At 62.0% G+C, this 26,194-nt stretch carries 17 protein-coding genes and 1 tRNA gene; 9 read left to right on the top strand and 9 right to left on the bottom strand.

Features of this window, described 5'->3' with window-relative positions:
• Positions 1-18: 18 nt before the first annotated feature.
• The 4 genes from AC1RPL_RS00655 to AC1RPL_RS00670 all read right to left on the bottom strand — a co-directional run bounded on the left by AC1RPL_RS00655 (position 19) and on the right by AC1RPL_RS00670 (position 6,391).
• Positions 19-2,064 (bottom strand): AAA family ATPase, encoded by a 2,046-nt coding sequence (locus AC1RPL_RS00655; protein ID WP_493067328.1) that lies wholly within the window; start codon positions 2,062-2,064, stop codon positions 19-21.
• Positions 2,061-2,600: a hypothetical protein gene (locus AC1RPL_RS00660; protein ID WP_493067329.1), complete on the bottom strand. Its 540-nt coding sequence runs from the start codon at positions 2,598-2,600 to the stop codon at positions 2,061-2,063. Before AC1RPL_RS00660 ends, AC1RPL_RS00655 begins: the two co-directional genes overlap by 4 nt.
• A complete protein-coding gene (locus tag AC1RPL_RS00665; RefSeq protein WP_493067330.1) occupies positions 2,597-3,910 on the bottom strand; it encodes an SIR2 family protein in 1,314 nt (437 codons plus the stop codon). The genes AC1RPL_RS00660 and AC1RPL_RS00665 overlap by 4 nt, the downstream gene beginning before the upstream one ends.
• Positions 3,911-4,117: 207 nt before the next feature.
• Positions 4,118-6,391 (bottom strand): ATP-binding protein, encoded by a 2,274-nt coding sequence (locus AC1RPL_RS00670; RefSeq protein ID WP_493067331.1) that lies wholly within the window; start codon positions 6,389-6,391, stop codon positions 4,118-4,120.
• Between the two features lie 400 nt (positions 6,392-6,791).
• Between AC1RPL_RS00670 and AC1RPL_RS00675 the strand changes: the two genes are divergently transcribed.
• The 3 genes from AC1RPL_RS00675 to AC1RPL_RS00685 are packed head-to-tail and all read left to right on the top strand — an operon-like array spanning position 6,792 to position 9,809.
• Entirely contained in the window at positions 6,792-8,552 is a 1,761-nt protein-coding gene (locus tag AC1RPL_RS00675) for a ParB/RepB/Spo0J family partition protein (protein ID WP_493067332.1), read from the top strand.
• Positions 8,553-8,611: 59 nt separating this feature from the next.
• On the top strand, positions 8,612-8,833 hold the full coding sequence (locus tag AC1RPL_RS00680; protein WP_493067333.1) for an RNA polymerase sigma factor: 222 nt from the start codon (positions 8,612-8,614) through the stop codon (positions 8,831-8,833).
• Positions 8,834-8,891: 58 nt separating this feature from the next.
• A complete protein-coding gene (locus AC1RPL_RS00685) occupies positions 8,892-9,809 on the top strand; it encodes a HEPN domain-containing protein (RefSeq protein ID WP_493067334.1) in 918 nt (305 codons plus the stop codon).
• 19 nt (positions 9,810-9,828) lie between these two features.
• Here AC1RPL_RS00685 and AC1RPL_RS00690 read toward each other — a convergent pair whose 3' ends face one another.
• Positions 9,829-10,956, bottom strand: a complete 1,128-nt coding sequence (locus AC1RPL_RS00690) for a hypothetical protein (protein WP_493067335.1) — start codon at positions 10,954-10,956, stop codon at positions 9,829-9,831.
• Positions 10,957-11,382: 426 nt separating this feature from the next.
• Between AC1RPL_RS00690 and rlxS the strand changes: the two genes are divergently transcribed.
• The 4 genes from rlxS to AC1RPL_RS00710 all read left to right on the top strand — a co-directional run bounded on the left by rlxS (position 11,383) and on the right by AC1RPL_RS00710 (position 16,685).
• A complete protein-coding gene (gene rlxS / locus AC1RPL_RS00695; RefSeq protein ID WP_493067336.1) occupies positions 11,383-13,341 on the top strand; it encodes a relaxase/mobilization nuclease RlxS in 1,959 nt (652 codons plus the stop codon).
• Between the two features lie 75 nt (positions 13,342-13,416).
• On the top strand, positions 13,417-13,842 hold the full coding sequence (locus tag AC1RPL_RS00700; RefSeq protein WP_493067337.1) for a CopG family transcriptional regulator: 426 nt from the start codon (positions 13,417-13,419) through the stop codon (positions 13,840-13,842).
• Positions 13,839-14,252 carry a helix-turn-helix domain-containing protein gene (locus AC1RPL_RS00705; protein ID WP_493067338.1) on the top strand — a complete coding sequence of 138 codons (414 nt, stop codon included), beginning with the start codon at positions 13,839-13,841 and terminating at the stop codon, positions 14,250-14,252. The genes AC1RPL_RS00700 and AC1RPL_RS00705 overlap by 4 nt, the downstream gene beginning before the upstream one ends.
• A 147-nt stretch (positions 14,253-14,399) precedes the next feature.
• A complete protein-coding gene (locus tag AC1RPL_RS00710; protein ID WP_493067339.1) occupies positions 14,400-16,685 on the top strand; it encodes a putative dsRNA-binding protein in 2,286 nt (761 codons plus the stop codon).
• Positions 16,686-16,729: 44 nt separating this feature from the next.
• Here the strand turns inward: AC1RPL_RS00710 and AC1RPL_RS00715 are convergent, their stop codons facing one another.
• Positions 16,730-18,970 (bottom strand): hypothetical protein, encoded by a 2,241-nt coding sequence (locus AC1RPL_RS00715; protein ID WP_493067340.1) that lies wholly within the window; start codon positions 18,968-18,970, stop codon positions 16,730-16,732.
• A gap of 747 nt (positions 18,971-19,717) precedes the next feature.
• On the opposite strand from AC1RPL_RS00715, the gene AC1RPL_RS00720 reads away from it, so the two are divergent.
• A complete protein-coding gene (locus AC1RPL_RS00720) occupies positions 19,718-21,655 on the top strand; it encodes an NACHT domain-containing protein (protein ID WP_493067341.1) in 1,938 nt (645 codons plus the stop codon).
• 3 nt (positions 21,656-21,658) lie between these two features.
• The gene (locus tag AC1RPL_RS00725; RefSeq protein WP_493067342.1) at positions 21,659-22,567 is read left to right on the top strand and encodes a PD-(D/E)XK nuclease domain-containing protein; all 909 of its coding nucleotides are present in this window, start codon (positions 21,659-21,661) and stop codon (positions 22,565-22,567) included.
• A gap of 292 nt (positions 22,568-22,859) precedes the next feature.
• On the opposite strand, the gene AC1RPL_RS00730 is transcribed toward AC1RPL_RS00725, so the two are convergent.
• From AC1RPL_RS00730 to gyrA, 3 genes are all read right to left on the bottom strand, one after another.
• A tRNA-Glu gene (locus tag AC1RPL_RS00730) sits at positions 22,860-22,934 on the bottom strand.
• Between the two features lie 83 nt (positions 22,935-23,017).
• Entirely contained in the window at positions 23,018-23,371 is a 354-nt protein-coding gene (locus AC1RPL_RS00735; RefSeq protein WP_493067343.1) for a DUF952 domain-containing protein, read from the bottom strand.
• Complete coding sequence (gyrA, locus tag AC1RPL_RS00740; protein ID WP_493067344.1) at positions 23,368-26,115, bottom strand: DNA gyrase subunit A; 2,748 nt, start codon at positions 26,113-26,115, stop codon at positions 23,368-23,370. Before gyrA ends, AC1RPL_RS00735 begins: the two co-directional genes overlap by 4 nt.
• Positions 26,116-26,194: the final 79 nt, after the last annotated feature.

The raw sequence follows: 26,194 nt of genomic DNA on the forward strand, positions 1-26,194 counted from the left end.
ACCCCGCCAAGGAAGCGATTAGGACGCCTCGGCGAGACGAAGTACCTCCCGAGGTAGCGGCCGAACATCCTCTGCGCTGTCAATAATCGCCGATCCGTTTGGCCCGAAAGACAGGTCGAAACGGCGGCCCGTTTCCTCCGGCGTGCTCCGCAGCCGTCGGCACAAGAGGTCGGCCAAAGCCGGGTCTTCCACGGCAATAATGACTTGCCGCCCCATCCGCCGGATCGCGGACAGCACCTCGACCAGATTCAAGGCGCGATAATCGTCAATATGCTGGACCGGGTCGTCCAGCAGCAGCGAACTGAGCCGGCACCAGGGCCGCGAAAGATGGATAGCGAGCAGGAAGGCGAGACCCGCCGCCCGCCGCTGCCCGCTGCTGAAAAGGAATTGCGGGTTCCGGCCGTCGCCCACCGTGAAATTGAGCGACGCTCGCACCTCACCGCCAAAGTCGGTCTCAATCTCCCGCCAGTCCGTATGGGGGCGGAGGCGCTGGTACAGCTCCTTCAGGAGCGGCATCACCGTGTCGAACTGTTCGGTGAGGATCTGGTTGGCTACGGACTTCGCGGCCTTGTCGATCTGCTTCGCGGCTTCAACGGCCCGGTCGGCGGCGGTGGCGCGCAGAGATTCCTCTTCCACATTCTCGCGGAGCTGCGCGATCCGCATCTCCAGCGCGGTGACCCGGTCGTGCGCGCTGGACGCTTCAAGGATGAATAGCGCATGTTCGAGCTGCGCCGTCTCCTCCTGCCGTTTCAGTACAAGGCTACGAATCTGGTCGGTATCGATCGGATCGGTAAGCAGGTCATAACGTTCGAAGACGGCGCGAACCGCGGCGAGCGCCTGAGAGGAGCGGGCCCGCCGAGCATCGAGATCTTCGAGCGCCCGCTTCGCGGCCGCAAGCTCCTGCTCGGCCTGGCTGGCTAGCAATTGGGCCTCCGTTAAAGCGTCGGCCGTCCGGGCCGCCGCCTCGCCTCGGGCCTGTAGCCGCGCCCGGGCCGCCTCGATCGCGGCGGCAAATTCGGCATCACCCCGAACGGCGTTGCAGAGCGGGCAATGTCCCTCGACCAGCCCAATTTCTTCCCCATGTTGAAGCAAGGCGATCATATGGGCGGCAAAGGAATCGGCCTCCTGTTCGGCCGTAGCCGCACGTTGAGCGTCGGCGACGGCCGCCAGCGCCTGACTCTGGCTCTGCTGGAGCGCTTCCGCCTGCACTGCAAGCGCGAGCGAATTGGCGAGGCCCTCTTCCGAGGTGAAAAGGCGTTCCTCCGCGACTGTCGCTTCTGCCTGGACGATAGCATCCATCAAGACAGGGATCGATTGCTTGCGTTCCGCGACCCAGCGCCTGAGTGCTTCGGATCGATCTCCCGTCGCGACGAGGTCGTGGGCTATCCGCTGGATGATCGCTTCAGCCTCGGACACGTCGGCCTGACGTTCGGCGATGCTGCGCGCTTCGGTGAGCGCCGAAAGAGCCCGGCCAAGCTCGGCCTGCGCCTCGGCAAGCTTAGCGTCCTGCGTCCGCTTGGCCGTGGCGGCGGCTTTGCCCAGCTCGCCCGTCCGCTCGTGATGATCCGGCCCGGTGAGGCCGCCGATCGCGGCGCGAACGGCTTCGAAGCGCGCCTGCTCTGGAAGGTCGAGGCTGAGGCCGGACAACGTCTCGTCCCGTATGAGCGTGGTCTGGACGAGCGTCTCCTGCCACGGGCACTGAGCCATTTGATCGGAGCAGATTTGCTTGGCCACATCGTCGAGGGAGGTCTGCAGGCCGCGGTCGCGGCTGCGTAAGATCTTGAACGACTGGCCGTTCGGGGCGATCAGTCCGACCTCGACATATTGAGCCGCCGGCGTGCCATCGCCAACCCACCAGATATGGCTGTCGAGGCCGCCGCCCTTGGCGCCCTTGACCGCAAATTTGTTGATCGTACCGGTGAAGGCATAATCGATCGCATCGAGGACCGTGCTCTTGCCTGCGCCGTTGCGGCCAGTGAGCACAACGAACCCGGCGGGGAAGTCGAAGCGTGTTGCGTCCTTGAATCCCCGGAAACCCGCGACCTCTACATAAGAAAATTTCATGGCCGTTCCCCGAGCAGGCGAACCGCCTCCGAAACCGGGACCTCTAGATCCAATATGGTATGCGCCGCCTGGGGCGCGATGTCGGCGATCCGTTTTTGCAAGCGTGCCGTCAAATCCTCATGCTGGAGCGCCGGCTGATATTGAACTGGTAGGACTGGCAACAGGGCCCGCACCAGATCCTCGCGGCTTGCGATGTCGCAGGCAGCGACCTTGCGCGTTCGTTCGAGATCCTCCTCGATCCAGCTCACTGCGCGTTTTTGCCTCCCATCGCCCGCACCGCCGCACAGGAATACACAATAGACGTTCCATGCCTTCTCACCTGCGGCGCGAATGTCGGGTGCGAAACGGTTTAGGATCTCGCGTTCGAGGGCCTTCCACCCTTCGATCAGCTCGTCCGTTTGCACGAACGAACTGCAGAATCCGACCAGCGCATTGTCCTCGAAGCAGACCACCGACCGGTGGCCCACCGAGCTGAGGCGGACAGTGAAACCGGCGTCGCGTAGAAGGATCTGCGAGGTGGAGAGCAGGTCGATCACAAGCCCAGCTCCGTGCGTGCCTCGGCGCGGGTGAGCCATTTCGCGCCGCCACCCGGAGCTGGGCTGACGATGCTCGCGCCCTTACCGGTTGCGATCAGCCTGGCTGGGACGCCGAGATCGATCGCCCCGGCGCACAAGACGATGTCGGGCTGGGTCAGGTTGGGCGGCTCCTTATGTGCTTCCTTCACCTCGCTGAGACCGCGGCCGGCCCCGTTGACGATCCGCACCGTCCGTCCGCCATGCTCCAGCCACGCGCCGGCTTGCACGGCGCCGTTATTTCCAAGCTCGATATGGGCGAAGGCGGCTTGGGCGGTGTCTGCTGGGGGCGCCTTCTGCATCGCCGCCCGCGTATACGGCACGCCCTCCACATCCCGCCGCAGATCGTAGAGCTCATCGCAGGTCAGGCCGTTCGGGGACGGCACATGCGCAATTCCGCTCCCCGTCGCGAGCGGCTGCCCCAAGGCATAAAATTTCCTAGCCCAACTTTTTGAGTATTCGACTCGCAGCTCCTCGAGGATGTGGTCGCCTGACTCCTCAATATGCTCGAACGCAGCGCTCAAAGTCGTCAATTTGTCCCACAATTGCGGCGCCTTGGCTTGGAGGTCGGCGCTTGACGTCGGGTCGATCACAGTCACGGACAGCGCGTTGGTAATGGTGAAAGCGTTCGCCAGCACATCGTTGAGATAACCCCAATCGGTCCAGAAACCTACCACCACCAGGTGTCGGTCCGGCAGATGCAAGTTCATCCATTGGGAACAGCTCTCGACCCGCGCGTGGACGGCGGGCTCAGCTAATTGCGCCGTCGTCCATAAAGTCGCCCGCCGACCCCGCTGCATGCAGCCGTGAAACTTGAGGAGCGGACTGGTGTCGGCGGCGAAGCTGGTCGCCTCTTGGCCCGTGAGCGCGCCTTGCATCGCAACTTTGCGCTGTTCGGCCCAACGTTCGATCATCGTGTCGAAATTAGCGGAGAGCGCGGCATGCGCGGCGCGGCTCACGAGCAGATCGGCGATGGCGGCGTGCCCCTTGTTGGGCGCGCCCGACAGATCATTCCAGGGCACCAACGGAATGAAGATGGATTCGAAATCGTTGCTGGCGTGGAAATGGCCCGCTAGCTTGTCGACGTCATATTTGAGGCTGGCATCCAGTGCCTCGTTGGCGACCCATTTGTCGTAGCAGATTTCAGCGACGCGGGCTGCGTTCGGGAGATAGCTTGGAGAAGGCATGGACAGGCCGGCGCCACAGAGGAAGACCAATGTGTCGGTGTCGATCGCGCCGAGCAATTTTGTTCTAAGTGCGGCGCTGATCGCCATTTCTGCCCCCTCCAATGTCAGCCCTAACCTAATCCAGTTTCGCCGGATGTTGTCAGGATGACGCCCGGCGATGTTGCACCGTCCGAGTTGCCCGCTCTCGGACTTACCGAAGTCAAAGCCGAACGACCGCAATTTAGGCGCCTTGCCGACAATGAGCCAGCTCTCTTCCCGCGAGCAAGCGGACTTATGGTAACCGGCGCGCGAATGTCAGCGAAGGCTGTCGAACAGAGCGGCCAATGCTTGGTCGTCGAAGGCTTGCACCGTCCGAGGGGCCTGGAGGGCCTCGGGCTCACTTGATTCCGTTTGCTCTTCCACGACCTCCTCTCGACGACTCTCTACAGCCTTCAATGCCGAAGACAGGATCAGAGCTGGCACAGGCGCAGAGTTCGCCAGCTTTCTTAGAGATGTCACATGGTCGTCGAGTTCCGATTCCGATGTCAGGTTCGAACAGGCCTCACCCGTGTTTTCGATCTCGGTAACGATCGCTTCTTGTAGCGCCTCTAAGACGCCAGATGAATAATTTGCATCACGATCTTCAACCAGTTCGGCCACGCGGCCGAGCTCATCAATGGCCATTCCCGATTCAAGAAGAGAGATGACCGCCCCTTCAAGTGCATCCTTCAATTGTCTAGCGTCCTCGGACGGTTCGAAATAAAAATCGTCGCCCAGCTGGCGCGCAAGCTCCAGCAATTTCGTCGCGTCGCGCCACGATACGAACCCCTGGGGTGGATTCTGCGAGATGCTAAGCGCTGCTTCGTAAAATCTGCGATCCTCACTGACCGCCCACCATTCGAGCAACAGATCGATTCGGTCGCTATTGTCGATGTCGTTCTTTGGAGACTTGTTTCGAAACTGGCGCTGCGGAGCTTTCGTGAGGCGCGAGACGAGGTGGACGAAGCCCGCTGCAACGACGCGTTGCCGATCAGGAGACAGCAGTCGGCGACGGGTAAAATTCCAGATTTGCTGGGCAACATCACCGCTGGGAGCAGTTTCGGCTAGCTCCGCCAAGAGCCCGCCGTCGGACAAATAGTCCGAAAGATAATCGCGGACCGAAGGGTTAATGAAATCAACAGAGCCATTCCGGATTTCAATGAAGCCACTTTCGACGCGCCGGAGGCTTTCCTCGAAATCTTTTGGATCTCGAGAAACGCCCAGCTTTTGGCTAAGTCGCTGATGGAGCGGCTCGAATGCGGCGCGCAGAGCCTCGATTGACGCTCCAAAGCCGGGTGTAAAAAATAGAGCGATCAATAAATGCCGACAGGACGCTGAGATGTGGTTTCGAAAGGCCTTGTCCCAAAGGTCCTTCGGATTGTCGAGCGCGGCAATGAAAGCTTTCGGGTACATTCCTGGGGCTAAGTCTTCAATATGCGTGCTGTCGGTCATCCACTCGATGATACGCGGATTGTAATTCCTATGGTCTACTATATTTGCCAGCTTGCCGCTGTTAAGCAGCGCGAGAAGATGCTTTCGGGGCACGTTCCGGACCAAGAGATGATTATAGAGGATGCGAGCCCGGATCGCCCTGGTGTAGCTTGAGAGGTCGAGCAGATATGTCGAAACCCCGACCCGTCGGTCGGCGAGCCGCTCGGACGCACTTTTGGCTTCGTTCAAGATATAGGCACGCGTCGTGAGGACGAAGCGCGCGTTTGGGCTGTTGCGAACTCGGTTCATGAACATCGCGAGCGCGGAATCGGTCGCGGCGAGAGCGCGTTGATCGAACGCGATCGAACCCAGGAAATCGTCGAAGAAGAATATCTGCCGCTTGGCATCGTCGATATGACCAAATCCATCCTCGAGACTTCGTATCGCGATAAGCTCCCATCCCTCACCAAGATACGCAAAAGACAAGATCTCAGCGAGTGTGGTCTTTCCTACACCAGGCGGCCCCGCGATAATAAGAACGTGGCGCTTGTCCAATATTGTCCGAGCGTCGGCGAGACTGGGGTTTTGTGCGTACACCCGCACCTTTGCGGCAATCTCCTGTTGCGTGGTCGCTGTGAACCCGTGGAAGGCGGAGTGTACAATCGCGTCGACGATCGATTCGAGGACCGTAGTGCTAGAGAGCCAGAGTTTGAGGTGAGCTCTTTCGATCTTTCGGTTGTCGCGCAGTAACTGATTAAGATCGTTTGGACCAAGTATGTCTGCCTCTTCACGAAGCGCCGGACCTATGACTTCCGAAAGTGCTGCTTTGTTGGCGCGGGTAATGGACCGTGAAGTAACCAGACTATATCTGTTCGGCGCCATTTTATCGATCGCCAGCCGCTCCCGCCTCATGATGCGCTTCAGGCTGGAAAAGGATGAGCCCACCATGTGTTTGGCTTGGAGAATGAAGTCGCCCTGAGCTGAGGAATGACGGCCGTCGGCGCCACCATCGGGTCCCGGTCCAAATGCCTCAAAGCGGCAGCAAAACGCCTTTCCCGCCAGATCGCGCGCCAAATCCTCAAAATCGGCAGGGAGGAGCGATCGGAAGTCGTATGACATGCCGCCAGACTTAGGGCGCAAAGTGACCGGACGAAAGAGGGCGAGCAACGGCCGTTTCGCGCCTCTGGCGCGACCGTGCTCTATTCCGCTTCGCTACACCGAGCCCCTGGCGGGTCTCGGCCGCTGACGCGGTGACGATCACATAACGCAGAAAGCCGGCGACACGCCGGCAAAGCGGACAGCGCTGGCGCGCTGGCGTCGCCTACCGGCCGCGGCCAAGGGGGGTGGGCGTCGCTACCCTCTAGTCCCGCCGCGGCGGGCTGCAACCCGCTGCGCGGGTCCTCCACGTTGTTCCGGCCCTGCGGGTGCTGCCCGCCGCTCAAGCGGGACTGCCGGTCCGCTCCTTGCCGCCCACCCCCCTTTTCCGGGGCCGGTGCGGTGTTTGAAGAGGAGCAAGACAATGGAACTCAAGCATATCGACATCGCCAAGCTGAGCGTTTCGCCTGTGAATATGCGTGCCGGCAGGAGGGCGCCGGACCTGACCAACATCCTGCCGTCCGTTCGGGCGCGGGGCGTGCTGGTGCCGCTGATCGTGCGGGCGAACGGGAGCCCCGACACCTACGAGATCGTCGCGGGCAAGCGGCGCTATCAGGCGGCGCTGGCCGTGACCGGGGAGGGCGGGGACGTGGACGCGCTGCCCTGTGCCGTCATGGACGCGGGCGACGACGCGGCGGCGCTGGAAGCGTCGCTGATCGAGAATATCGCGCGGCTCGATCCCGACGAGGTTACCCGGTGGGAGACCTTCACACGGCTGGTTCGTGAGGGCCGCAGGCCCGAGCATATCGCCATCGTCTTCGGTCTGACCGACGTGCAGGTGAAGCGTACGCTGGCGCTGGGCAACCTGCTTCCGCGCATCCGCAGCCTATATCGGGCTGAGAAGATCGATGCGGTCACCGTTCGGCATTTGACCTTCGCGTCCAAGGTGCGTCAGCGCGACTGGCTGGCACTGCTGGACGATCCCGAGGCCCGGGCACCGGTCGGGCAGGCGCTCAAGTCCTGGCTGTTCGGTGGGGCGTCCATCTCGACCAAGGTGGCGCTGTTCGACCTTGCCGGGTTCGGAGGCGAGGTGGTGGCGGACCTGTTCGGCGAAGACAGCTATTTCGGCAGTGCCGAGCAATTCTGGGAAGCGCAGAATGCCGCCATCGCCGAGCGCGCCGAGGCCTATCGCGAGGCGGGCTGGCGGGAGGTCGTGTCCCTCGAGCCGGGCCAGTTCTTTCAGAGCTGGGAGCATGAGAAGCGGGCCAAGCGCAAAGGCGGCAAGGTCTATGTCGCCATCGGCCACCGCGGCGATGTCGCCTTCCACGAAGGCTATATCAGCCTCAAGGAGGCGCGAGCGTTCGCCAAGGGCGCCATGGGTGAAGCCGCCGTCGAGAAGCCGAACCGTCCCGAAATCACCACTGCCGGCAACGACTATGTCGACTTGCATCGCCATGCGGCGGTCCGGGCGAGGCTCGCGACGGAGCCGGGCGTGGCGCTGCGCGTCGCCGTGGCGCATATGATCGCCGGTTCGCCGCTGTGGTCGAGCCGGGTCGAGCCGCAGCGTGCGAAGAGCGATGCCGTCACCGAAAGCGTCGAACTTTCGGCGTCCGAGACGGCTTTCGATGCTCGGCGGCGCGAGATGCTGGCGGTGCTTGGGTTCGATGGCGACACCCCGACGATCACCGGCGGGGACGGGGAGGGGCTGGCAGCGATGTTCGTTCGCCTCCTGCCGCTCGACGATGCGCAGGTGATGGCGATCCTCGCCGTCGTCATGGCCGAAACCCTCTGGGCCCGCAGCGACTTGGTGGACCTGCTCGGGGTGCATCTGGCGGTGGACATGGCGGCGTTCTGGCAGCCTGACGATGCGCTGTTCGACCTGATCCGCGACCGCGAGGTGCTGCTCGCGATGGTCGAGGAAGTCTCGGACAAGCAGGTGGTCGCGGGCAATGCCAAGGAGCCTGGCAAGGTGCTCAAGGCCATCATCCGCGATTGCCTGAACGGCGCCAACGGCCGGACCAAGGTCGAGGGCTGGGTGCCGCGCTGGATGCGGTTTCCCGCGACTGGCTATACGCCGCGCGGCGGCGTCGCTGCAGCCGATCGCTCGGTCGCGGTGGCGTCGTTGATCGCCCGGGAGCCCGGGACGGTTGAGCCGCACGTCGAACCGGTCCGCGAGGCCGCGTGATCATCCTGTCCATGCCAGCGGCGCCCCGGTGCCGCTGGCTCCCTGTCGGAGGTTGGATCATGGAACAGGAACTCCCACTCGCAGAGGTCCTCCGGCGCATCCGGTGCGCGCTCGACACGATGGACGAACTGCCCCGCGCTGTGTTCGATCTGCATCGCTATCGCGATCTGGATTACCACCGCATCGCCCTCGAACTGGGCATCAGCGTCGCGGAGGTGGAGCGCCACCTTGCCGCTGCGATGCTGCATATCCTACGACACACGGACGGCGGCGGGCCTTGAGCCCGCCGCTTTTCCTTCTGCGCTTGGTATTCTAAGCCACTGGCATGAGACTGAAGCCATGAAGACCAGCCTCGATCATCTGCCCGCCGCGAAGCAGCGCGAGCTGGAACGCGTCGTCCAGATCCTGTTCGAGGAGTTCGACGACGCGAAAGCCATCGCGACTTCGGATTGGAAGAAGCAGGCGCGCATCCTCAAGGTCATTCTCTACGGCAGCTATGCCCGTGGCGGCTGGGTCGATGAGCCGCACACGGCCAAGGGCTATCAGTCGGATTTCGACCTGCTCGTCATCGTCAACAACGAGAAGCTGACCGATCGCATCGAGTTCTGGTCGACCGCCGAGGATCGGCTCAACCGTGAGCTGGCGATCACCAAGACACTGCGCACCCCGGTCAATTTCATCGTGCACACGATGCATGAGGTGAATGATGGGCTCGCGCATGGGCGCTATTTCTTCATGGACATCGCCCGCGACGGCATCGCGCTCTACCAGAGCGAGGACACCGAATTCCACGAGCCCAAGCCCAAGACGCCGCAGCAGGCGTTAGCAATGGCGCGGGAGTATTTTCAGGAATGGCTTCCCAGCGCCGAGGATTTTTTACAGGGCTTTCGGGATGCAAGCGCGCGAGGGAACCTCAAAAAAGCTGCTTTCGACCTGCATCAAGCGACTGAGCGGCTCTACCACTGCGTTTTACTGGTCTGCACCTTCTACACGCCGCACGTCCACAATCTCGGGTTCCTGCGCACCCAGGCCGAGCGCATCGATGCGCGCCTGATCGATGCATGGCCTCGCGACACCCGCATTGACCGGTCTCGCTTTGAGAAACTCAAGGAAGCCTATGTGAAGGCGCGCTACTCGAAGCACTACCGCATCAGCGCGGAGGAACTGGCTTGGCTTGGCGACCGGGTCGAGGAACTCGGTCGCATCGTCATGACGGTCTCCAATGAGCGGATCGACGCCCTTGCTAAGGCTGCCTGACGCTTATTCTACCTGCACCTCACGGTCCTCCGCCTCGGGGGTACATCCCGACCTCCCAAAGCGCGAATGCTCGATAGTTCTTCTCGGGCGTGTCGAGGACGGAAGGCGGCCATTCACGCAGCGGATCGATTCGGTCGGCCTGCGCCAATGCCCAAGCCGCCCAGCTCCCGTCCATACCTAACGCATCGCTTCGTGCGGCCACAAAAGCGCGGATCTCTTCTGCTCGTCGCCAGTTGCGGCCGTCTTCTTCAAGCTTGGCGATTGCTACCCGTTCGGCCTCGATTTGGTCCCTGAGGGTCGCGCGCCGCTGTTGTTCCCGTTCGTGGCGTTCTTCCTTGCTGCGCTGGACGTCGCGCTCGGCTGTCCGCCATGCGGCCAGTCTGCGCAGGCCCAGCATAACTTCGTCTAGGCAGTCCTCGACCTTTCGGGTTTGCCCATCGGTCCAGCTCTGTCGTAGCCCTGAACCATATGCCGGATCGATCTTGAGCGTGAGCGCGCCGGTCGGCACATGCTGATATTTCGGCGACCAGTCGAAACCTCCACGGTCGCGCCTTGCCTGCTCTGCGGCGGTCATCCGATAGGGCTCCCGGCGCATGCGCTCCTCGATTGAGAACGCGAAACCCATTCCATCGACGACGACACGCAACTGCCCCTGCCAGCGCGATCCCTCGCGCCCGGGCTGCAACTCGAACCCACGCTTTTCGCTCGCTTTGGCGAACGCGTCCGCGATCCTGAGAGCGCGCTCTTTGGAATCTGGGTGAACGCGCACGAGAAACGCACCCGCTACGGTGCTGTGAACTGCCCCATATTCATCCGGCTTTCTTGCGTTGAGCGCCTTGCGCAGTGCCTGCGTCGCCACGTGCGGACGATCAAGCCGCTTCGGCACGGTGATCGCGGCCGCCGACTTTTCAGCGGCAGCGCCAAGGTCTTCGGGCTTTGAACCTGGCGTCGAAATCGGTGCCTTCGACTTCACCTGAATGTCGATTTCCCGCGCATCTGACCATTCAAGGAGAGCAATTTTGCTCGGCGACTGACCAGCTTCTAAGCGCTGCCAATAGCCCTTCGATGGCACTGGAATGCGGTTTTTTACGCAGATCTTTTTGAGCCCAACATCGGACAGCGCGTAGCGGGACGCGACCGCCTTCATGGGCTCGGACCATACTAGATCGTACAGCTCCTGGCGGCTCAGTAGTACAGTCTGAATGTCGAAACCTCCTTTATCACAGGCGCCCGGCTACCCGCGCGATGCACTCGTCGCCGCTTTCTACGGCAGGCGCATGACGAAGGGCCAGCATGTCCGTTGGCATCCAGTGACGTCTGATGTTCGGAGTTGGGGAGGGCGCGGGTGGGATTGGGCAGATAAGGCAAGATAAAAGCTGTGCCTCCATGAGGCCCAGGAAGTGGCGTCTGCACGTCGTTTTCTATGGAGGCATGCTCACAGTCATGCCTCCAATTGCTGGGGTGGTCGTTCGAAACATCAGCATTTCTGCGGCTCTCCGAGGTTGTTGATTGGAGGCCCTTGAAGGGTCGTCCTGGCGCACCCTCATCTGACGTTTTTCGGTGAGGAAGCGTCATGGCCCAGGATGATTTCGAACTCTGGCTTGGACATATCGGCAAGGATCGCCCGTTCGCGCAGCAGGTCCGCAAGGCCGCCAACCTGGCGGGCGGCGTACAACGATCTTCGGCCGCCCGTGCTCGTCGCTTTGACGGTAGCCGCATCGGCCGCGGTGCCAGCATTGGTCGGATCGTCGGATCGTCGGATCGCTTTTCCGGCTTCCGGGCCCGCCGCGTGGTCGTGAAGGCGCGCTTCGTGAAGCTCGCCGGCAAGGGCGCCAAGGCAGCGGTCGCGCACCTGCGTTATCTGCAACGCGATGGCACCACGCGCGAGGGCGAGCGCGGCACGCTCTATGCCGCCGATCATGACGTTGCCGACGGCAAGACATTCCTCGAGCGCGGGGCCGGCGACCGACACCAGTTCCGCTTCATAGTCGCACCCGAGGATGGCCCGCAATATGAAGATTTCAAGCCGCTGGTGCGGAGCTGGATGGCCCAAGTCGAGAAGGACCTCGGCACCAAGCTCGATTGGGTGGCGGTCGACCACTTCAACACCGGTCATCCGCACAGCCATATCCTGGTGCGCGGCGTGGACGATCGCGGCAAGGACCTGATCATCGCCCGCGAATATATCAGCCGCGGGCTCGTCGGGCGTGCCACCGAGCTGGTCAACCTCGACCTCGGGCCGCGCACCGATCGCGAGATCCTCGAAGCGCGCTGGCGCGAGATCACGCAGGAGCGGTTCACGAATATCGACCGCAAGCTGCTGCTCGCGCGTGAGGCCGATGGGCTGGTGTCGTCCTGGCATAGCGACAGCATCGAGCAGAGCCACCGCGCCGGGCGCCTGGGCACGCTGGTTCGGATGGGACTGGCGACCGAGGAGGGCAAGGGGCGCTACCGGCTCGCCGACGATCTGGAGGAGACGCTGCGCACCATGGGCCGGCGCGGCGATATCATCGCGGCCATGCATCAGCTCAAGCGCAATGCACCCGAGGTGCCGCCGCAGGACTATGCGATCTACGACCCCACCGAAGGAAAGCCGCTGGTCGGCCGCGTGATCGCGCGTGGGCTTTCCGACGAGCACAATGACCAGCACTACATGATCGTCGCGGCTACCGATGGGCGCAGCCACTATGTCGAGCTCGGCGAGCGATCGATATCGGAGATGCTCAGCCATCCCGAGATCGTGAAGGTGGATCCGATCGTTCCGGCGGTCCGGCCGGCAGACCGGGTCATTGTCGAAGTCGCCGCCGCTAATGACGGCATCTACAGCATCGAGCGGCATCTCCAGCACGATCCGACTGCCACCCGGCGCTTCGCCGAAGCGCATGTGCGACGGCTCGAGGCAATGCGGCGCGGTCGCGGGGGTGTTGAGCGGCTACTGGACGGTAGCTGGAAGATCGCGCCCGACCATCTCGACCAAGCGCTTGCATTCGAGCGCGGCGTGGCTGCGGCTCGGCCGGTCGATGTCGAGACCTTGGCCACGCAGCCGCTCGCGCTGCTCGTCCGTCACGATGGCGTGACCTGGCTTGACGAGCAGCACGCGGCGAAAGAGCCTGAGACCCTTGAGCGCGGCTTCGGTGCTCAGGTGCGTCGGGCGATGGCGCTCCGTCGCCAATGGCTGATCGAGCAGGATCTCGCGTGGCGGGACGGGGATGTGATCCGCTTCCGGGCTGGCTTGATGGACGAGCTTCGCCGACGCGAACTGCGGCAGGTGGCTGGGCAACTCTCGAAGGAAATGGGCCTGGAATATGTCGAGCATCGCGGCGGCTCGGTCGAAGGCATCTATCGCAAGGCCGTGCAAGTCGGCTCCGTGAAATACGCGGTGATCGAGAAGTCGAAGGAGTTCACGCTCGTGCCCTGGCGCCCGGTGCTGGAGAAGCAGATTGGCCGCCGTGTCGCGGGAATCGACCGGGCTGGTTCGATAAGCTGGACGTTCGGACGTCAGCGCTCGGGGCCGGAGATGGGCGGGGTCTGAGAGTCCTCGAAAACGTATCTGGAGGCACCAGCGAGACACTGTTGCCCGAACTAAGAAGCGCGGACTCTGCGTCTCATGCAGACGAGCAAGACCCGCCATCAATTCTACCTGCCCGACGGATTGTCGGCCAAGCTCGATGCGATGGCGGCGCAGCCGGGCTCATCCAAGACCGCGATCCTTACCGATGCGCTGACTGCCTGGTTCGATCGCCGTGCCGGCCACGAATTGGATCAGCGGTTCGGGGCTCGGCTCGACCGCCAGAACCGGATCGCCGACCGGACCGAGCAGAAGCTCGATTACCTCACCGAGGCACTCGGGCTGTTCGTCCGCTACCAGCTTACCCTTACCGCGCACCAGCCGGCATTCGATGCCGAGACCAACCGGCTCGGCCGCCTTCGCTACGATGAGTTCATGAAGCGCGTCGGGCGGATGCTCGCCCACGCGACGCCGACCCAAGGCTCACCCGCCGTCAATTCCCCAGAAATGGGGATAGACAAATGAAGGACCGCGCCATGCGTCACTCGCCGCATCGCCAGCACGGCAATCTGTCTCCCATCACGCTGAGGATTGCGGACGCCTGCCGCGTCACCGGCATCGGCCGGTCGAAATTCTATGAACTGATCAAGGCTGGTGAAATCGAGGTGATCAAGGTCGGCGCGATGACGCTCGTGCCGGTGTCCGGCGTCCAGGCGCTGCTTGAGCGTGGCGGGTCCAGAGTGCACGAACGTGCGAAACCCCTCCTGACCGAAGCCATGCATCCATTCCTGGCGAACGCTATACTGACCGCGAGCATTGCGGAGACGCCGGAGGCAGTTCGCCGCGACCTGTCATCGAACGACGAGGCTGCGCGAGCGAAAGCCGAGGACAGCATCGTCGAGCGAATGATCGCGGCGCTTTATGATCTGAGTTAGTCTGCGTCAGCAGTGATGTCGGTTCCAACTATCGCCCGGAGGTGGCTCGCAAACTTCGGCATTCGAGCGACGCCAAGTCGAAAGTCACAGGCCAGCTAGCGAAGAGGGGCTTGATCGCACAGCCGTGATGGGATTCCATCTGAGACAATGTCTATTGGTATGCGCGCCTATATCACGCCTTGGCGAACTGAACTCCTCGCCGAACTTGCGGCGGCAGAGTCGGACGTCCTGCTTGTCTGCCCATATATCAAGAGCACCGTCATCCGCAGCATCCGGGGGATATTGCGCCCGAACGTTCGGGTTCGGACATTATCGCGTTTTGTCGAGCGTGAATTTCGAATGGGATCGTCCGATCTCGAGGCTCACTACTGGCTGTCCGGCCACGACGGCTGCATCGACTTCGAATTGCGGCGCCTCGATCACGTCCATGCGAAGGTTTTTATCATCGACGGGCGTGTCGCATTCGTTGGGTCGTCTAACCTTACGATCTCGGGACTGCTGAGAAATTTCGAGAGCACTGTGCGGATCGAGGATCCTGATTCAGTCCGGCTTGTCGCAGATCAAATGGAAGCGCTTTGGGATCGCTGCCCGCCAGTTGCTGCGGTGCATTTTGCTGCCATGGCGCAACTGCTCCGCCGGCCGACGCTGATTTCGGTCGAGCGCGAAGAAGAACATGTCTACCCGGTTGTCGCACTCCCAGCATTCGCTGCAGAGGCGGAGGCGAAACCGTCGGATTTTACGGATTTGCAGCAAGCCCTGGCCGAGCCGGTGACTGCCGACAATGTCGAACTCGCGTCGGTGCCTGTCGTCCGCCCGCTAGATGAATCTGCCGGGCAGATGGAGTCGTCCGTTCCCAAGGTCGAGCAGGCGGCTCGGTTGGTCGAGGAATTCCAGTCGGCGCTGCTTTCCCGCTTCGGCGGCCTTGTCGTTCCGCATTCGCGCGCGCTTTCGCTCGCGGTGCGCAGCGACTATCTGCCGTCGCTCGCTGCGAAAGCTGGAGCGCTCGGCGATCGCACTTTTGATGTGGCGCCTTTTTTCTCGGCATCCTTAGAAGCGATCGAGATCGTGGGGCGGCAAGTCTACGAGCTCGCCTGCCTTTCGACAGCGATGCGCTCGGGGCTGCTGAGCGCCTACGGCATCCCGGCCGCGGAGATGTTTTTGCGTGAGGCGGAAAAGCCTGAGCATCTCCTCCGCCATTGGGATCGAGCCTTGCTGGGCCCGGTGCCGTCGCTTGAACCCGAGCCCTCCCGAGGCGAGCGACTGCAGGCGATCCGACGCCTTCATGGGCTGATGGTTAAACATGCCGGGCTCGAGGCGGCGCTCGCGCTTATCGAGGATGGCTTCAACGCGCTCGACGCAGTCGCTCCTGATATCGATGATGTGCTCGCGGTCCGCGATCCCAAGAGCACCTTGCAGGAAATTCTCGCACTTCGCGGCAGCCGGCCCCCTCTTTATGCTGAGCATATTCAGACCGGTGCCGACCACGATCCGTTATGGACCTGCAAAGTCAAGGCAGCAAAGTTTAGCGCGGAGGGCAGAGGTGCCAAGCGCAGCGAGGCCGAGACGGATGCGGCACGGCGATGCCTGCGAGCGATGGAAGCGGACCCGAACTGGGCGCCTCATGTCGAGAATTGGCGGCAGGCCTATTTCGCCCGCGCGCGGCGCGACCGGCCAGTCCCTCTCTACCCGCGTGTCAGACTGGATGCGGACACCGCACTCGCGATTGGGCATGCTGCGGCGCAGGCGCTGCCGCTGGCGGTTGCGCCAGGCATGGTTGCGGTGGCCGTCACAGATCCAGAGGCTCGATTGCTTGCACGCGCCGTCAATGCGGACAACCGCACGCTCGCTGCTATCGGAGCGCGCCTCGTCCAGATGATATCAGCGCTCGAGATGGACGCCGGACGCATGCCGGACCACCGCGCCGGCGTCGTGGCGGTCGGCGAGATGGGTAAGCTTCTCGATCTAGGCACGTTACGACAGTCAGCGGGGATCACGGCAGAACCGACAAGCCGACAGGTTATCGAAGGAGTACAGGCACTGGTCGCCGCGATGTTCCTAGAACATGGCTTTGAGCCGCTGCGGGATTGGTTGGGAGCTAGGCTGGTCGAGGCCGCGCAGCCGCGGGGCGCTGGCATGCCGACGCACGACAATCTGCGGGTCTGGCTGCAGGATAATTGCGTCGCTTTCGTGCCCGGCGCGATTTACACATCGGCGCTTCAGAACCTTCAGCACATCCTCGGCGCCGAGGAGCCCGTTTTCATCGACAATAGGAGCGGCCCAGGACATGCGCCGGTCTATACGGTTCGCGCGTCATGGCAGGGGCTACACGGCAGTGGGCAGGGCCCCAATCGCAAGGCAGCGCGCCAGCAAGCAGCATTCAACCTGCTCCAGAAGGTGGTGGAGAGGGGCATCGACTGGCCGGCACGGGGCTAGCCAGCGGCGGAATGTTCTGGATCGGCTATGGAGGCCAAAGCTCGTCAGACAGCCTCTTCCCACTTATTGTCGTATATCTTCAACTGATCGCCTTTTAGCCTGTCCGTTAGCGTAGCAATGATGGCCTCGGCACGCTCAGGCTCAAGATCGACCACCGCGGCGGCCTCGGCAAGTACTCCTTCGAAGGCCTCCGCTGGCAGGCGAGCCGACAGGCGCACACCGAGCGCCGTGGGAAATATGCTGCGATAACTCTCGACGACTTCGGCATGTTCGGGCGCGAGGCTAATGTAGTTGAGCAGGAACTCGGGCCGCATCATGAAGCGTACGCCGTTGCGCTTTGCCACCGCCGGCGCAGCGGCCCTCCTGACTTTTCCGTCCTGCGTGAGCCACCAGGTTTGGTACCCGAACGGGTTGCCGGGGCTTTCTTCGCCGCTCGTCTGACGGCGGCGGTAGACACGCAGAACCTGCAGGGCGTCGTTGTACGACAGCACGTCCCCCTCGGGCCGATTACGGAACTGCGATTTCAATTCGTGCAGGCGCTTGGTGAGATCCTCAAGCTCTTCCTTATCGACACCATCCAGCATCTGTTCGGTCGTTTCATACGACATGCCGAACTTGCGCGTCAGGTAGGCCCCAAGTTCCTTGTCGCCCCGGTCGGCCCGAATGTCGCCATAGGTCGCAAACTGGCCAATATAGGCGCGCCATGACTTAGGTACCGGGGCCCCTTCGGCCGGTGCCAGCCTTGAGTAGAAGTATGCCCGAATCAACAATCTGTCGAAATATTCCACGAGTTCGAGCGGTATCCTGGATTCCAGCGATTCGTAGTGGTTTTCGAACTCTTTGATCTGCGCACGAAGATGTGTAGCGACCTCCTCTACGGTTTTCTCTGTCAGGATCAGGTCCGCGCCGGCAGACTTTAGTACCTTGAACATGTTCACGGTAACTTGGTTATCCGTACCAAGATGGTGCTCAGAAAGTGCTCGCACGATAAGGTCTGTGCCGATGTATAGACGGAACGAAGCTGCCACACTCTTAAAGTACTCAACGACGCGTGGTTCGTTCTTCAACAGCAGCAGTAGGACATATGTTCGGCTTAGTTTTTGGAGATAGCGACGCTCTGCGTCGGTGCCGAGATAGAATGTTCCGCGCAGCACCGTCGTGCATAGCCGCCGTACGATGGACTTCTCCTCTGGGAGCAGATCGAGGCTATCCACGACATCGGCTAGAAGCGCCGCCACATCCGTGTAAAGTTCGTCGTCCTTAGCGCCCTCAGTGGCGTAGATCGCCACCTGCAGGCCCTGACGCTCGAAGGTCCGCTCCAGGGTCTCGTGACAAGCCGCGACGATGGTTGCCCGGAGGTTCTCGGGTCCGGAGTCCGGGAGCGCTGACAGTCGATCCTCGAACACACAAGACACCTGCAACCGCAGCAAATCGTCTTCGGCATTCTCCGCAGCGACGAGTCGCCTAGTTTCAAACGGTAGGCAGTAGACTTGCTCTTTGCGGTAAATGCGGATTTGCCGCCCGCCGGGAGCATCTTTGGCGCTCAGGACCGCGAGGCGGCGATCCAGCACGCCCCTGATGAACTGCTTGGCAGCCGGAAGCGCTTTCTCGATGCGGAGTAGAATCTCGGAGCGATCGAACAGCACGCCCTTGTCCGGATCAGTATCGCTGAGCGACCAGAGCACAAGACTATCGGCGACTTTCTCGAGGAGGTCAGCCCGGCCGCGTCGGTGCTCGACCTCTTGCCGAAGGAAAACGGCCAGAGCGGGATCCGAGTACCCTCCAGTCCGCGATCCGGTCGAAGTCACTCCTGGCTTATAAAGGTATTCGACGCTCGGTTCCAAGTAGCTCTTGAATGCGGCTTGGATGGTCGGGCTGGCGTTGATGTTGACAGCAATGAGGTTGCCGTCACGGATCGAGACTCTACAGCCTAACTCCTTGGTGAGCGCGACCTCCTCCTTGTCGATGTCGGGTATGATCTCGGATGTGACGTAGGTCATTACCTCGGGAGAACGGCCGTATTCTCGCAGGCGTTTGACCGTCGACCGGATCTTAGCTCGAAACGTCTTCTGCTTCGAAACCTGCAGAAAGCGGGTCGCTGCCTCATCGGCAAACACCTCAGGATCGATCATCGCGTCGAAGCCCTCGGCGCCTCCGTCGTGCATTCCGCCGAGTGGAACGAACTCTCTGTCCTGAAGTGCGCCGTAGAATGTCTGGCCAAAGCGCTCGAAGTCGCCTGTGCTGACCTTCTCCAGCGCCAATGGCACGAGTCTGATGTCGATCATCGCCGCAGTTTAGCGAAGAAAAGTCAGGAGACTAGTTCGGCTCAAATCTTCGGCTGCAAAACCGGTGTAACCTGCGCCCTTCGAATCGCCTTATCCCTCGGCACTTTCCACAATGGCGGCTAGCTTGGTCGCGCTATAAGCGGACAGGCGGATAGCGGCCTAATTCCGGTCATGCGGTGACATCTCCGAATCGACACCGGAGAGGCAGGACGGATCGCCGCTCACGAACCGCGATTTCGTCCGGATGGGGCCGCGCGCATCCGTAGAAAGATATTTGATGAATATTTGACATGTGGCTGTCGATGACAGCTAACCCATTGAAAACAATGGTGACCCCTACGGGAATCGAACCCGTGTTTCAGCCGTGAAAGGAGGGTAGCGCTGTATTCGGCCGGTAGCGGCTCGATCGCCTTAAGAGATTCTGCCCAAAGTGGACAAAAGATAGAGACCCCGGCGCGCCGCTAGGTTTCGCCAGTGGTGCGCCCGCGAGGGCGCCCCCTCCAGCAGTATTAAAGTAAAGCGCGGGACAGTCTTCGAATTGATTGCGTATCGAGTTGGGCCGCCACGACGGCCACGCTGCCTACGACAGGGACGAATAAAGTGATCATTCTGCCATTTTTTGGGCAAATCCGCCTGCGTTTGTTGATTGTGGCGTCCCGGACGCAACGATAGCCTGCTCAAACTGCAGACTAGATGTGGTGCGATGCTGGGCGATCTGGCACCGTAGTCAGATTGGGGAGAGCATTTATGAGCTTGCCATTGACTAAGCGCTGGCGGGGGCGGATCGATGGCGTGAGCGCCGGGTTTGCGGCGATCATCGCTCCGGATCTTGACGACGGCAGTCCCTCGTCCAGTCGGTCTCTCGACAGAGAAAACGGTGTGCGCGCCTATCTCGGCGAAACCGTCCGTCGCGCGGGTAGTGTGCGTACAATCCTCTACCGCGACGCGGGCGTGCCGCTTCACCGGATGCACGTGCCTGGCACGTTCTCGATCGACGGCGCAACATTAAGCGAAGCCGAGCTTTATCGCCATATTGCCAGACGACGCCGCATTATCATTTCAGGCAATGCTGGTACTGGCAAATCAGTGTTCACCAAAAAGCTGGCGTTGCGCCAACTCGAAACTACAGCAGCGCGGTTCCCAATTCTGGTCGAGATGCGCTACATTAGCGCGCTGGATTTCTCGATACTGCATTATATCCGCGACGAGATCTTCGGCGTGCACATGCCCGGGTTCGACGAGATGGCGCTCGACGCGCTGATGAAGTCGGACAGCGCCACTCTGATTCTCGACGGCTTCGACGAAACGCATTTCAGCCGCCGCGATCTATATCGGCGCGAGATTGATTGGATCGCGCGGCGCTATCCGCTGATGGAGATCATCTTATCGACGCGACCCGAGGAGGAGACACTCGGGCTTGACGATTTCGAAGTCGTTCGCGTGCTTCCCCTAACGCTCCCCGCCGCAGCCCAATTGGTTGGAAAACTAGCTTACGAGCCGAGCCTCCGCGAATCCTTCCTCGACGCCCTATCAGCGATCTTCGAGCAACATTATGAACTCGCCTCCAACCCGCTGTTGTTGACGATGCTTCTGCTTACCCACGATCAAGTCGGGGAGATCCCCGGCAAGATGCACATTTTCTACAATCAGGCTTTCGAGACGCTAGTGCTCAAGCATGACCGGCTCAAGGCTCGCTATGTGCGCATAACGCGTTGCGCGATCGATCTTGAGACGCTTAAGCGCACCTACGCCTATTTCTGCGCGGTCTCATATGCGACATTCGAGTTATCATTCACCGAAGCGCGCTGCATCGAACTGCTGCGAGAAGCGCTGGAATTTGCTGGCGAGCAAGTCGATCCCGCCGATTTCCTCGATGATCTGCTGTTCAGTTATTCGATGCTTAAGCGGGATGGTATGTATATTAGCTTCGTTCACCGCTCGTTCCAGGAGTTTTTCTGCGCCTTGTTCGTCTCCACGATGTCGAGCGCCGAGCTTGGCGAAGCATTCGACCAGCTAGTAGAGCGCGAAAGTCGCGACAATTGCGTAAAGATGCTATGCGACTTGGCGCCTGACAAGGTTCTCTTCGGCTGGGCAAAGCCCTTCCTCAGACGGCTAGCTGACCGCTGTCAGCGCTTGATCACCGAGCAGGCGCCGGCGAGCTTCGGTCGCGAGTTCTATGGCACTTTGCGCATATGCCCGGATAACAGGCTCTACGCGGTGGGTGCGACGCCGATGCTCGCCAAGCTGCGGCTATATTTTCAGATCGCTGATGACGCCGAGGGCCACGCTTTGCTCGAAAAGCGTTCGGGCAACTTAGATGCCAAGCGCAGGAAGGCTTTTTTCGGCGAACGCCGACCATTCGATTACAAGGAATTTGAGCCGACCGGCGAGGATGATGCCTGGCTGCGCCAGTCTTGGATCGACAAGCAACTCGGCGACATGCTCGAGCATCTTCGCCATGCGCTCGAATGGATCGAACGGATCGAGGAGCGGCGCTCGGAAAAGATCAAGATTAGCTTCGCCGCGCCCGAAAAGGCCAAGCCGCGGACGAACCAGGTCCCATTCACCGTACGCGGCAAGCCGTTGGAGATCCGGGATAGCAAAACCGGCGAGACTAAGCGGGTGCCGCAGGATCTGATTACCTTTCGCCGCGTCCCCGAACCGAAGCCGCGTAGTGGGCGCTGAATGATGGATTCAGGTTCCAGTGACATCGAATGGGCGCGATGGGCGCTGGCTTATCTCGCGCAGGCGAGGCGCGCGACACAGCCGCAGTTCGCAGCGTTGACACTCGAAATGCGCGAAGCCGCGCCGCATTCGCGCTCGCTACAATGGTTCGCGCCAACGAAGAACATAATCCTGACGCTCGGCCACTATGCCGCCGAGTTTCCAGCCGACTGTAAGGTGCCCGGCGAGAAGTTTGGATCGCCGGGTGATGTGGCAGCAGGCATCGATGAGTATTGCGCGTTTTTCGGCAAAGCCCGCGACGACCTTGTCGCACTCGGCGACGCCTTCCGCCGCGACACCGATACTGCCAACTACCCTTCACTCGTCGAAATGACGCTAGAGCGTATCCGCCATTTGCTGGCGGCCGTCGATTATGTGGCCCGCCATCGGCAATCGCGGGAAGGAAGCGCAGCGTCAGAGATCGATTTGCTCATCACCGTCGTCCGTCGTTTCGACGAAGCGGTCGCCGCCCTCGCCGCGCATCCCCATGGCAAGCCCACGTGGGAAATCGCCGATGAATGGGACTGCCAGTACCTGCTGCGCGCGCTGCTTGCGGGATTCTTCCGTGACGTTCGTTTTGAGGAAGGAAATCCGTCCTTTGCCGGTGCGGCGTCTCGCTGCGAATTCTTCATTAAGCAGCTGCGGGCAATGATCGAAGTCAAATTTGTCCGCAAAGCCGCCGACCAGAAGCGCATCACCTCCGAACTAGCACTAGATATTGCACAATATGGCGCTAACCCCCAAGTTGATCATCTTATTGCGCTGGTCTACGACCCGAGTCGGCAGCTCAGAAATCCGGTGCAATTGCAGAATGATCTCAGTGGCTCGGCCCAGAGCCTTGATGTGTGCGTGATCGTTTCGCCACCGCGCTAGCGAGCGAGGCCTCCGCTCAATGTGGCCCGACTTACTCTCTCCAAGCACCAATCTCCTGCGAATTTATCCAATATGGCGGAAGTCCGCTTCCGCGACCGGCGCTAAAGCTATCGAACGGTTGCAATGAGCGCGCGAATCGGACGTTCTCGAGCGCGGCATGGGAGCGGGGACTCAGCTGCCCGTCCGGGAGTAATCCGTGAAAATCCGCCGATTTCCAGCTACGGTTTTGCAGTAAATCTGCAGTAAGTTGCACGATTGTGCAGTCATTCGACGGCTAAGTCGTTGAAATCGCTGGTGACCCCTACGAGAATCGAACTCGTGTTTTCGCCGTGAGAGGGCGACGTCCTAACCGCTAGACGAAGGGGCCGTGCGCGATGGAAGGCGGGCAATTAGGGGTAGGTTCGATGCCCGTCAAGCGCCTTGCCGGCTTTTATTGCGATGCCGTGATTTTCATCCGGCGACGGGCAGGCGCAGCGTGCCGTCCGGCTCGTAAGCGACCTCGCTATACGCCGTCACCGCCTCGAGCGGCAGCGGCGCATAGAGGTGCGGGAAGAGCTGGCCGCCGCGCGACGGCTCCCAGCGTACCGCATCGCCCATCGCCTCGATGTCGACTGCGGCGAGCCACAGGCCGGTCTGGCCGGCGAAATGCTTGTCCAGCGTCTCCCGCGCCTGCGCGGCGGTGGAGAGGTGGATATAGCCGTCCGCCAGGTCGATCGGCGCGCCCGCGAACACGCCTTCCTGCTCCAGCGCGTGCATCTGCTCCGCGGTCAGGATCTTGAAGGCGGTGTTCGGGACGTCGCTCACTGGCCGCCTTCCGGCCCGCTGGCGAGGTCTTCGGTCGTGGTGCCGTCGGGCGTGGGCTCGCCGGCGACTGCGCCGTCGCCCAGATCCACTTCGGCCTCGTCCTCGCTCTCCTCTATCCGCGCGGCCGAGACGACATGCTCGTCCTTGGCGACACGGAAGAGGATCACGCCCTGGGTGTTGCGCCCGGTGACGCGAACCGAGCCGACCGTGGTGCGGATCAGCTTGGCCTGGTCGGTGACGAGCATCAGCTGCTCGCCATTATGCGCCGGGAAGCTGGCCACCACCGGGCCGTTGCGGTCCGAGCTGACGATATTGGTGATGCCCTGGCCGCCACGATTGGTGCGGCGATATTCGTACGCCGATGTGCGCTTGCCATAGCCGTTGGCGGTGACGGTGAGGATGAACTCCTCCGCCGCCTCGAACTCGGCCATGCGCTCAGGGGACAGGGTGATTTCGCGGTCGCCTTCCTTCCAGGGAGCGGACTTGAGATAGTCCTCGCGCTCCTGCGGCGTGGCGTCGAAGCCGCGCAGGACGGACATCGAGATCACCTCGTCGCCCTCGGCCAGGCGCGCACCGCGCACGCCGGTCGAATCGCGGCTCTGGAACTCGCGGACATCGGTGCCGGCGAAGCGGATCGCGCGGCCGCCCTTGGTGGCGAGCAGCACGTCGTCGGTCTCGGTGAGCAGCGACACGCCGATCAGACGATCCTCGCTGCCTTCCTCGAACTTCATCGCGATCTTGCCGTTGGTGCGGATGTTGGCGAACGCATCCATCGAGTTGCGGCGGACCGAACCCTTGGCAGTGGCGAACATGACGTGGAGCGCGCCCCATTCATTCTCGTCCTCCGGCAGCGGAAGCACGGTCGAGATCGTCTCGCCGCTGGCCAGCGGCAGCAAGTTGATCATCGGCCGTCCGCGCGTGGCCGGCCCGCCCTCGGGCAGGCGCCAGACCTTCATCCGGTAGACCTTGCCCTCGGTGGAGAAGAACAGCACCGGCGTATGCGTCGACGTGACAAAGAGGTGCGTCACCGCATCCTCGTCCTTGGTCGCCATGCCGGCGCGGCCCTTGCCGCCCTTGGCCTGGGCGCGGAAGGTGTCGAGCGGGGTGCGCTTGATATAGCCTTCCATGGTCACGGTGACGACCATGTCCTCGCGCTCGATCAGGTCCTCGTCCTCGATCCCGTCGGCAGCGGCGGCGATCTCGGTGCGGCGCGGCGTGGCGTAGAGGGCGCGGACCGTGGTCAGCTCCTCGCGCATCACTTCGTAGAGGCGGGCGCGGTTGCCGAGGATCTCGAGCAGCTCGGCGATCGAGTCGGCCAGGCCCTTGAGCTCGTCGCCGATCTCGTCGCGGCCGAGCGCCGTAAGGCGGTGCAGGCGCAGGTCGAGGATCGCGCGGACCTGGGTATCGGACAGGCGATAGACGTCGCCGGTGACCTCGGTCTCCACCGCTTCGACCAGCTTGATGTAGCCGGCGATCTCGGCGATCGGCCATTCGCGCGAAAGCAGCTTGTCGCGGGCATCGGCCGGGCTCGACGACCCGCGGATGATGCGGACGACTTCGTCGAGGTTGGTGACTGCGATCACCAGGCCGAGCAAGATGTGCGCGCGCTCACGGGCCTTGGCGAGCTCGAACTTCGAGCGCCGCGTGATGACCTCTTCGCGGAACTTGACGAAGGCCTCGATGATGTCGCGGATGTTGAGCAGCTCGGGGCGACCGCCGCGGATCGCGAGCATGTTCGCCGGGAAGCTCGATTGCGCGGGGGTGTTCCGCCAGACCTGGTTGAGCACGACCTCGGGAGTCGCGTCTCGCTTGAGGTCGATGACGATGCGCACGCCTTCGCGGCTCGATTCGTCGCGGATGTCGCTGACGCCTTCGATCCGCTTGTCCTTGGCGGCTTCGGCGATCTTCTCGACCAGGGCGTTCTTGCCCTGCTGGTACGGGATCTCGGTGAGCACGATCGAGCGGCGATCGCCGCGCTGCTCGAACTCGTGGCGCGAGCGGACGATGATCGAACCGCGGCCGGTCTGGTAGGCCGAGCGGCAGCCCGAGCGGCCGAGGATCAATGCGCCGGTCGGGAAATCCGGACCGGGGACGATCTCCATCAGCTCCTCGACCGTGACGCCGCCATTGTCCATGTACGCCAGGCAGGCGTCGATCACTTCGCCGAGATTGTGCGGCGGGATGTTGGTCGCCATGCCGACCGCGATGCCGCCGGCGCCGTTGACCAGCAGATTGGGGAAGCGCGCGGGCAGGACCGCCGGCTCGCTCTCCGACCCGTCATAGTTCGGGACGAAGTCGACCGTGTCCTTCTCGATATCGTCGAGCAGCGCCGAGGCGACGCGGGCAAGGCGCGCTTCCGTGTAGCGCATTGCCGCGGGCGGATCGGGATCCATCGAGCCGAAATTGCCCTGGCCGTCGATCAGCGGCACCCGCATCGCCCAATCCTGGGCCATGCGCGCCATCGCGTCGTAGATCGAGCTGTCGCCGTGCGGGTGATACTTACCCATCACGTCACCGACGAGGCGGGCCGACTTGCGATAGGCACGCCCGGCGACATAGCCGCCTTCCTGGGCGGCGTAGAGGATACGGCGGTGGACCGGCTTGAGACCGTCACGGACGTCGGGAAGCGCGCGCGCCACGATCACGCTCATCGCGTAATCGAGGTAGCTCGTCTTCATCTCGTCGACGATCGAGATCGGCGTAATGTCGGAAGGGTCGTCGGCGAGGATGGTCTCGTCGGTCAAAGGATCACGCTTTCGGGTTTGTTACGATCTAACGGCTCTAACGATGCCGATGCATCCTGCCAACCCCGCTCGCGCGCGT

It is taken from the genome of Sphingomonas sp. GW821-FHT12D09 (genome assembly GCF_058807215.1).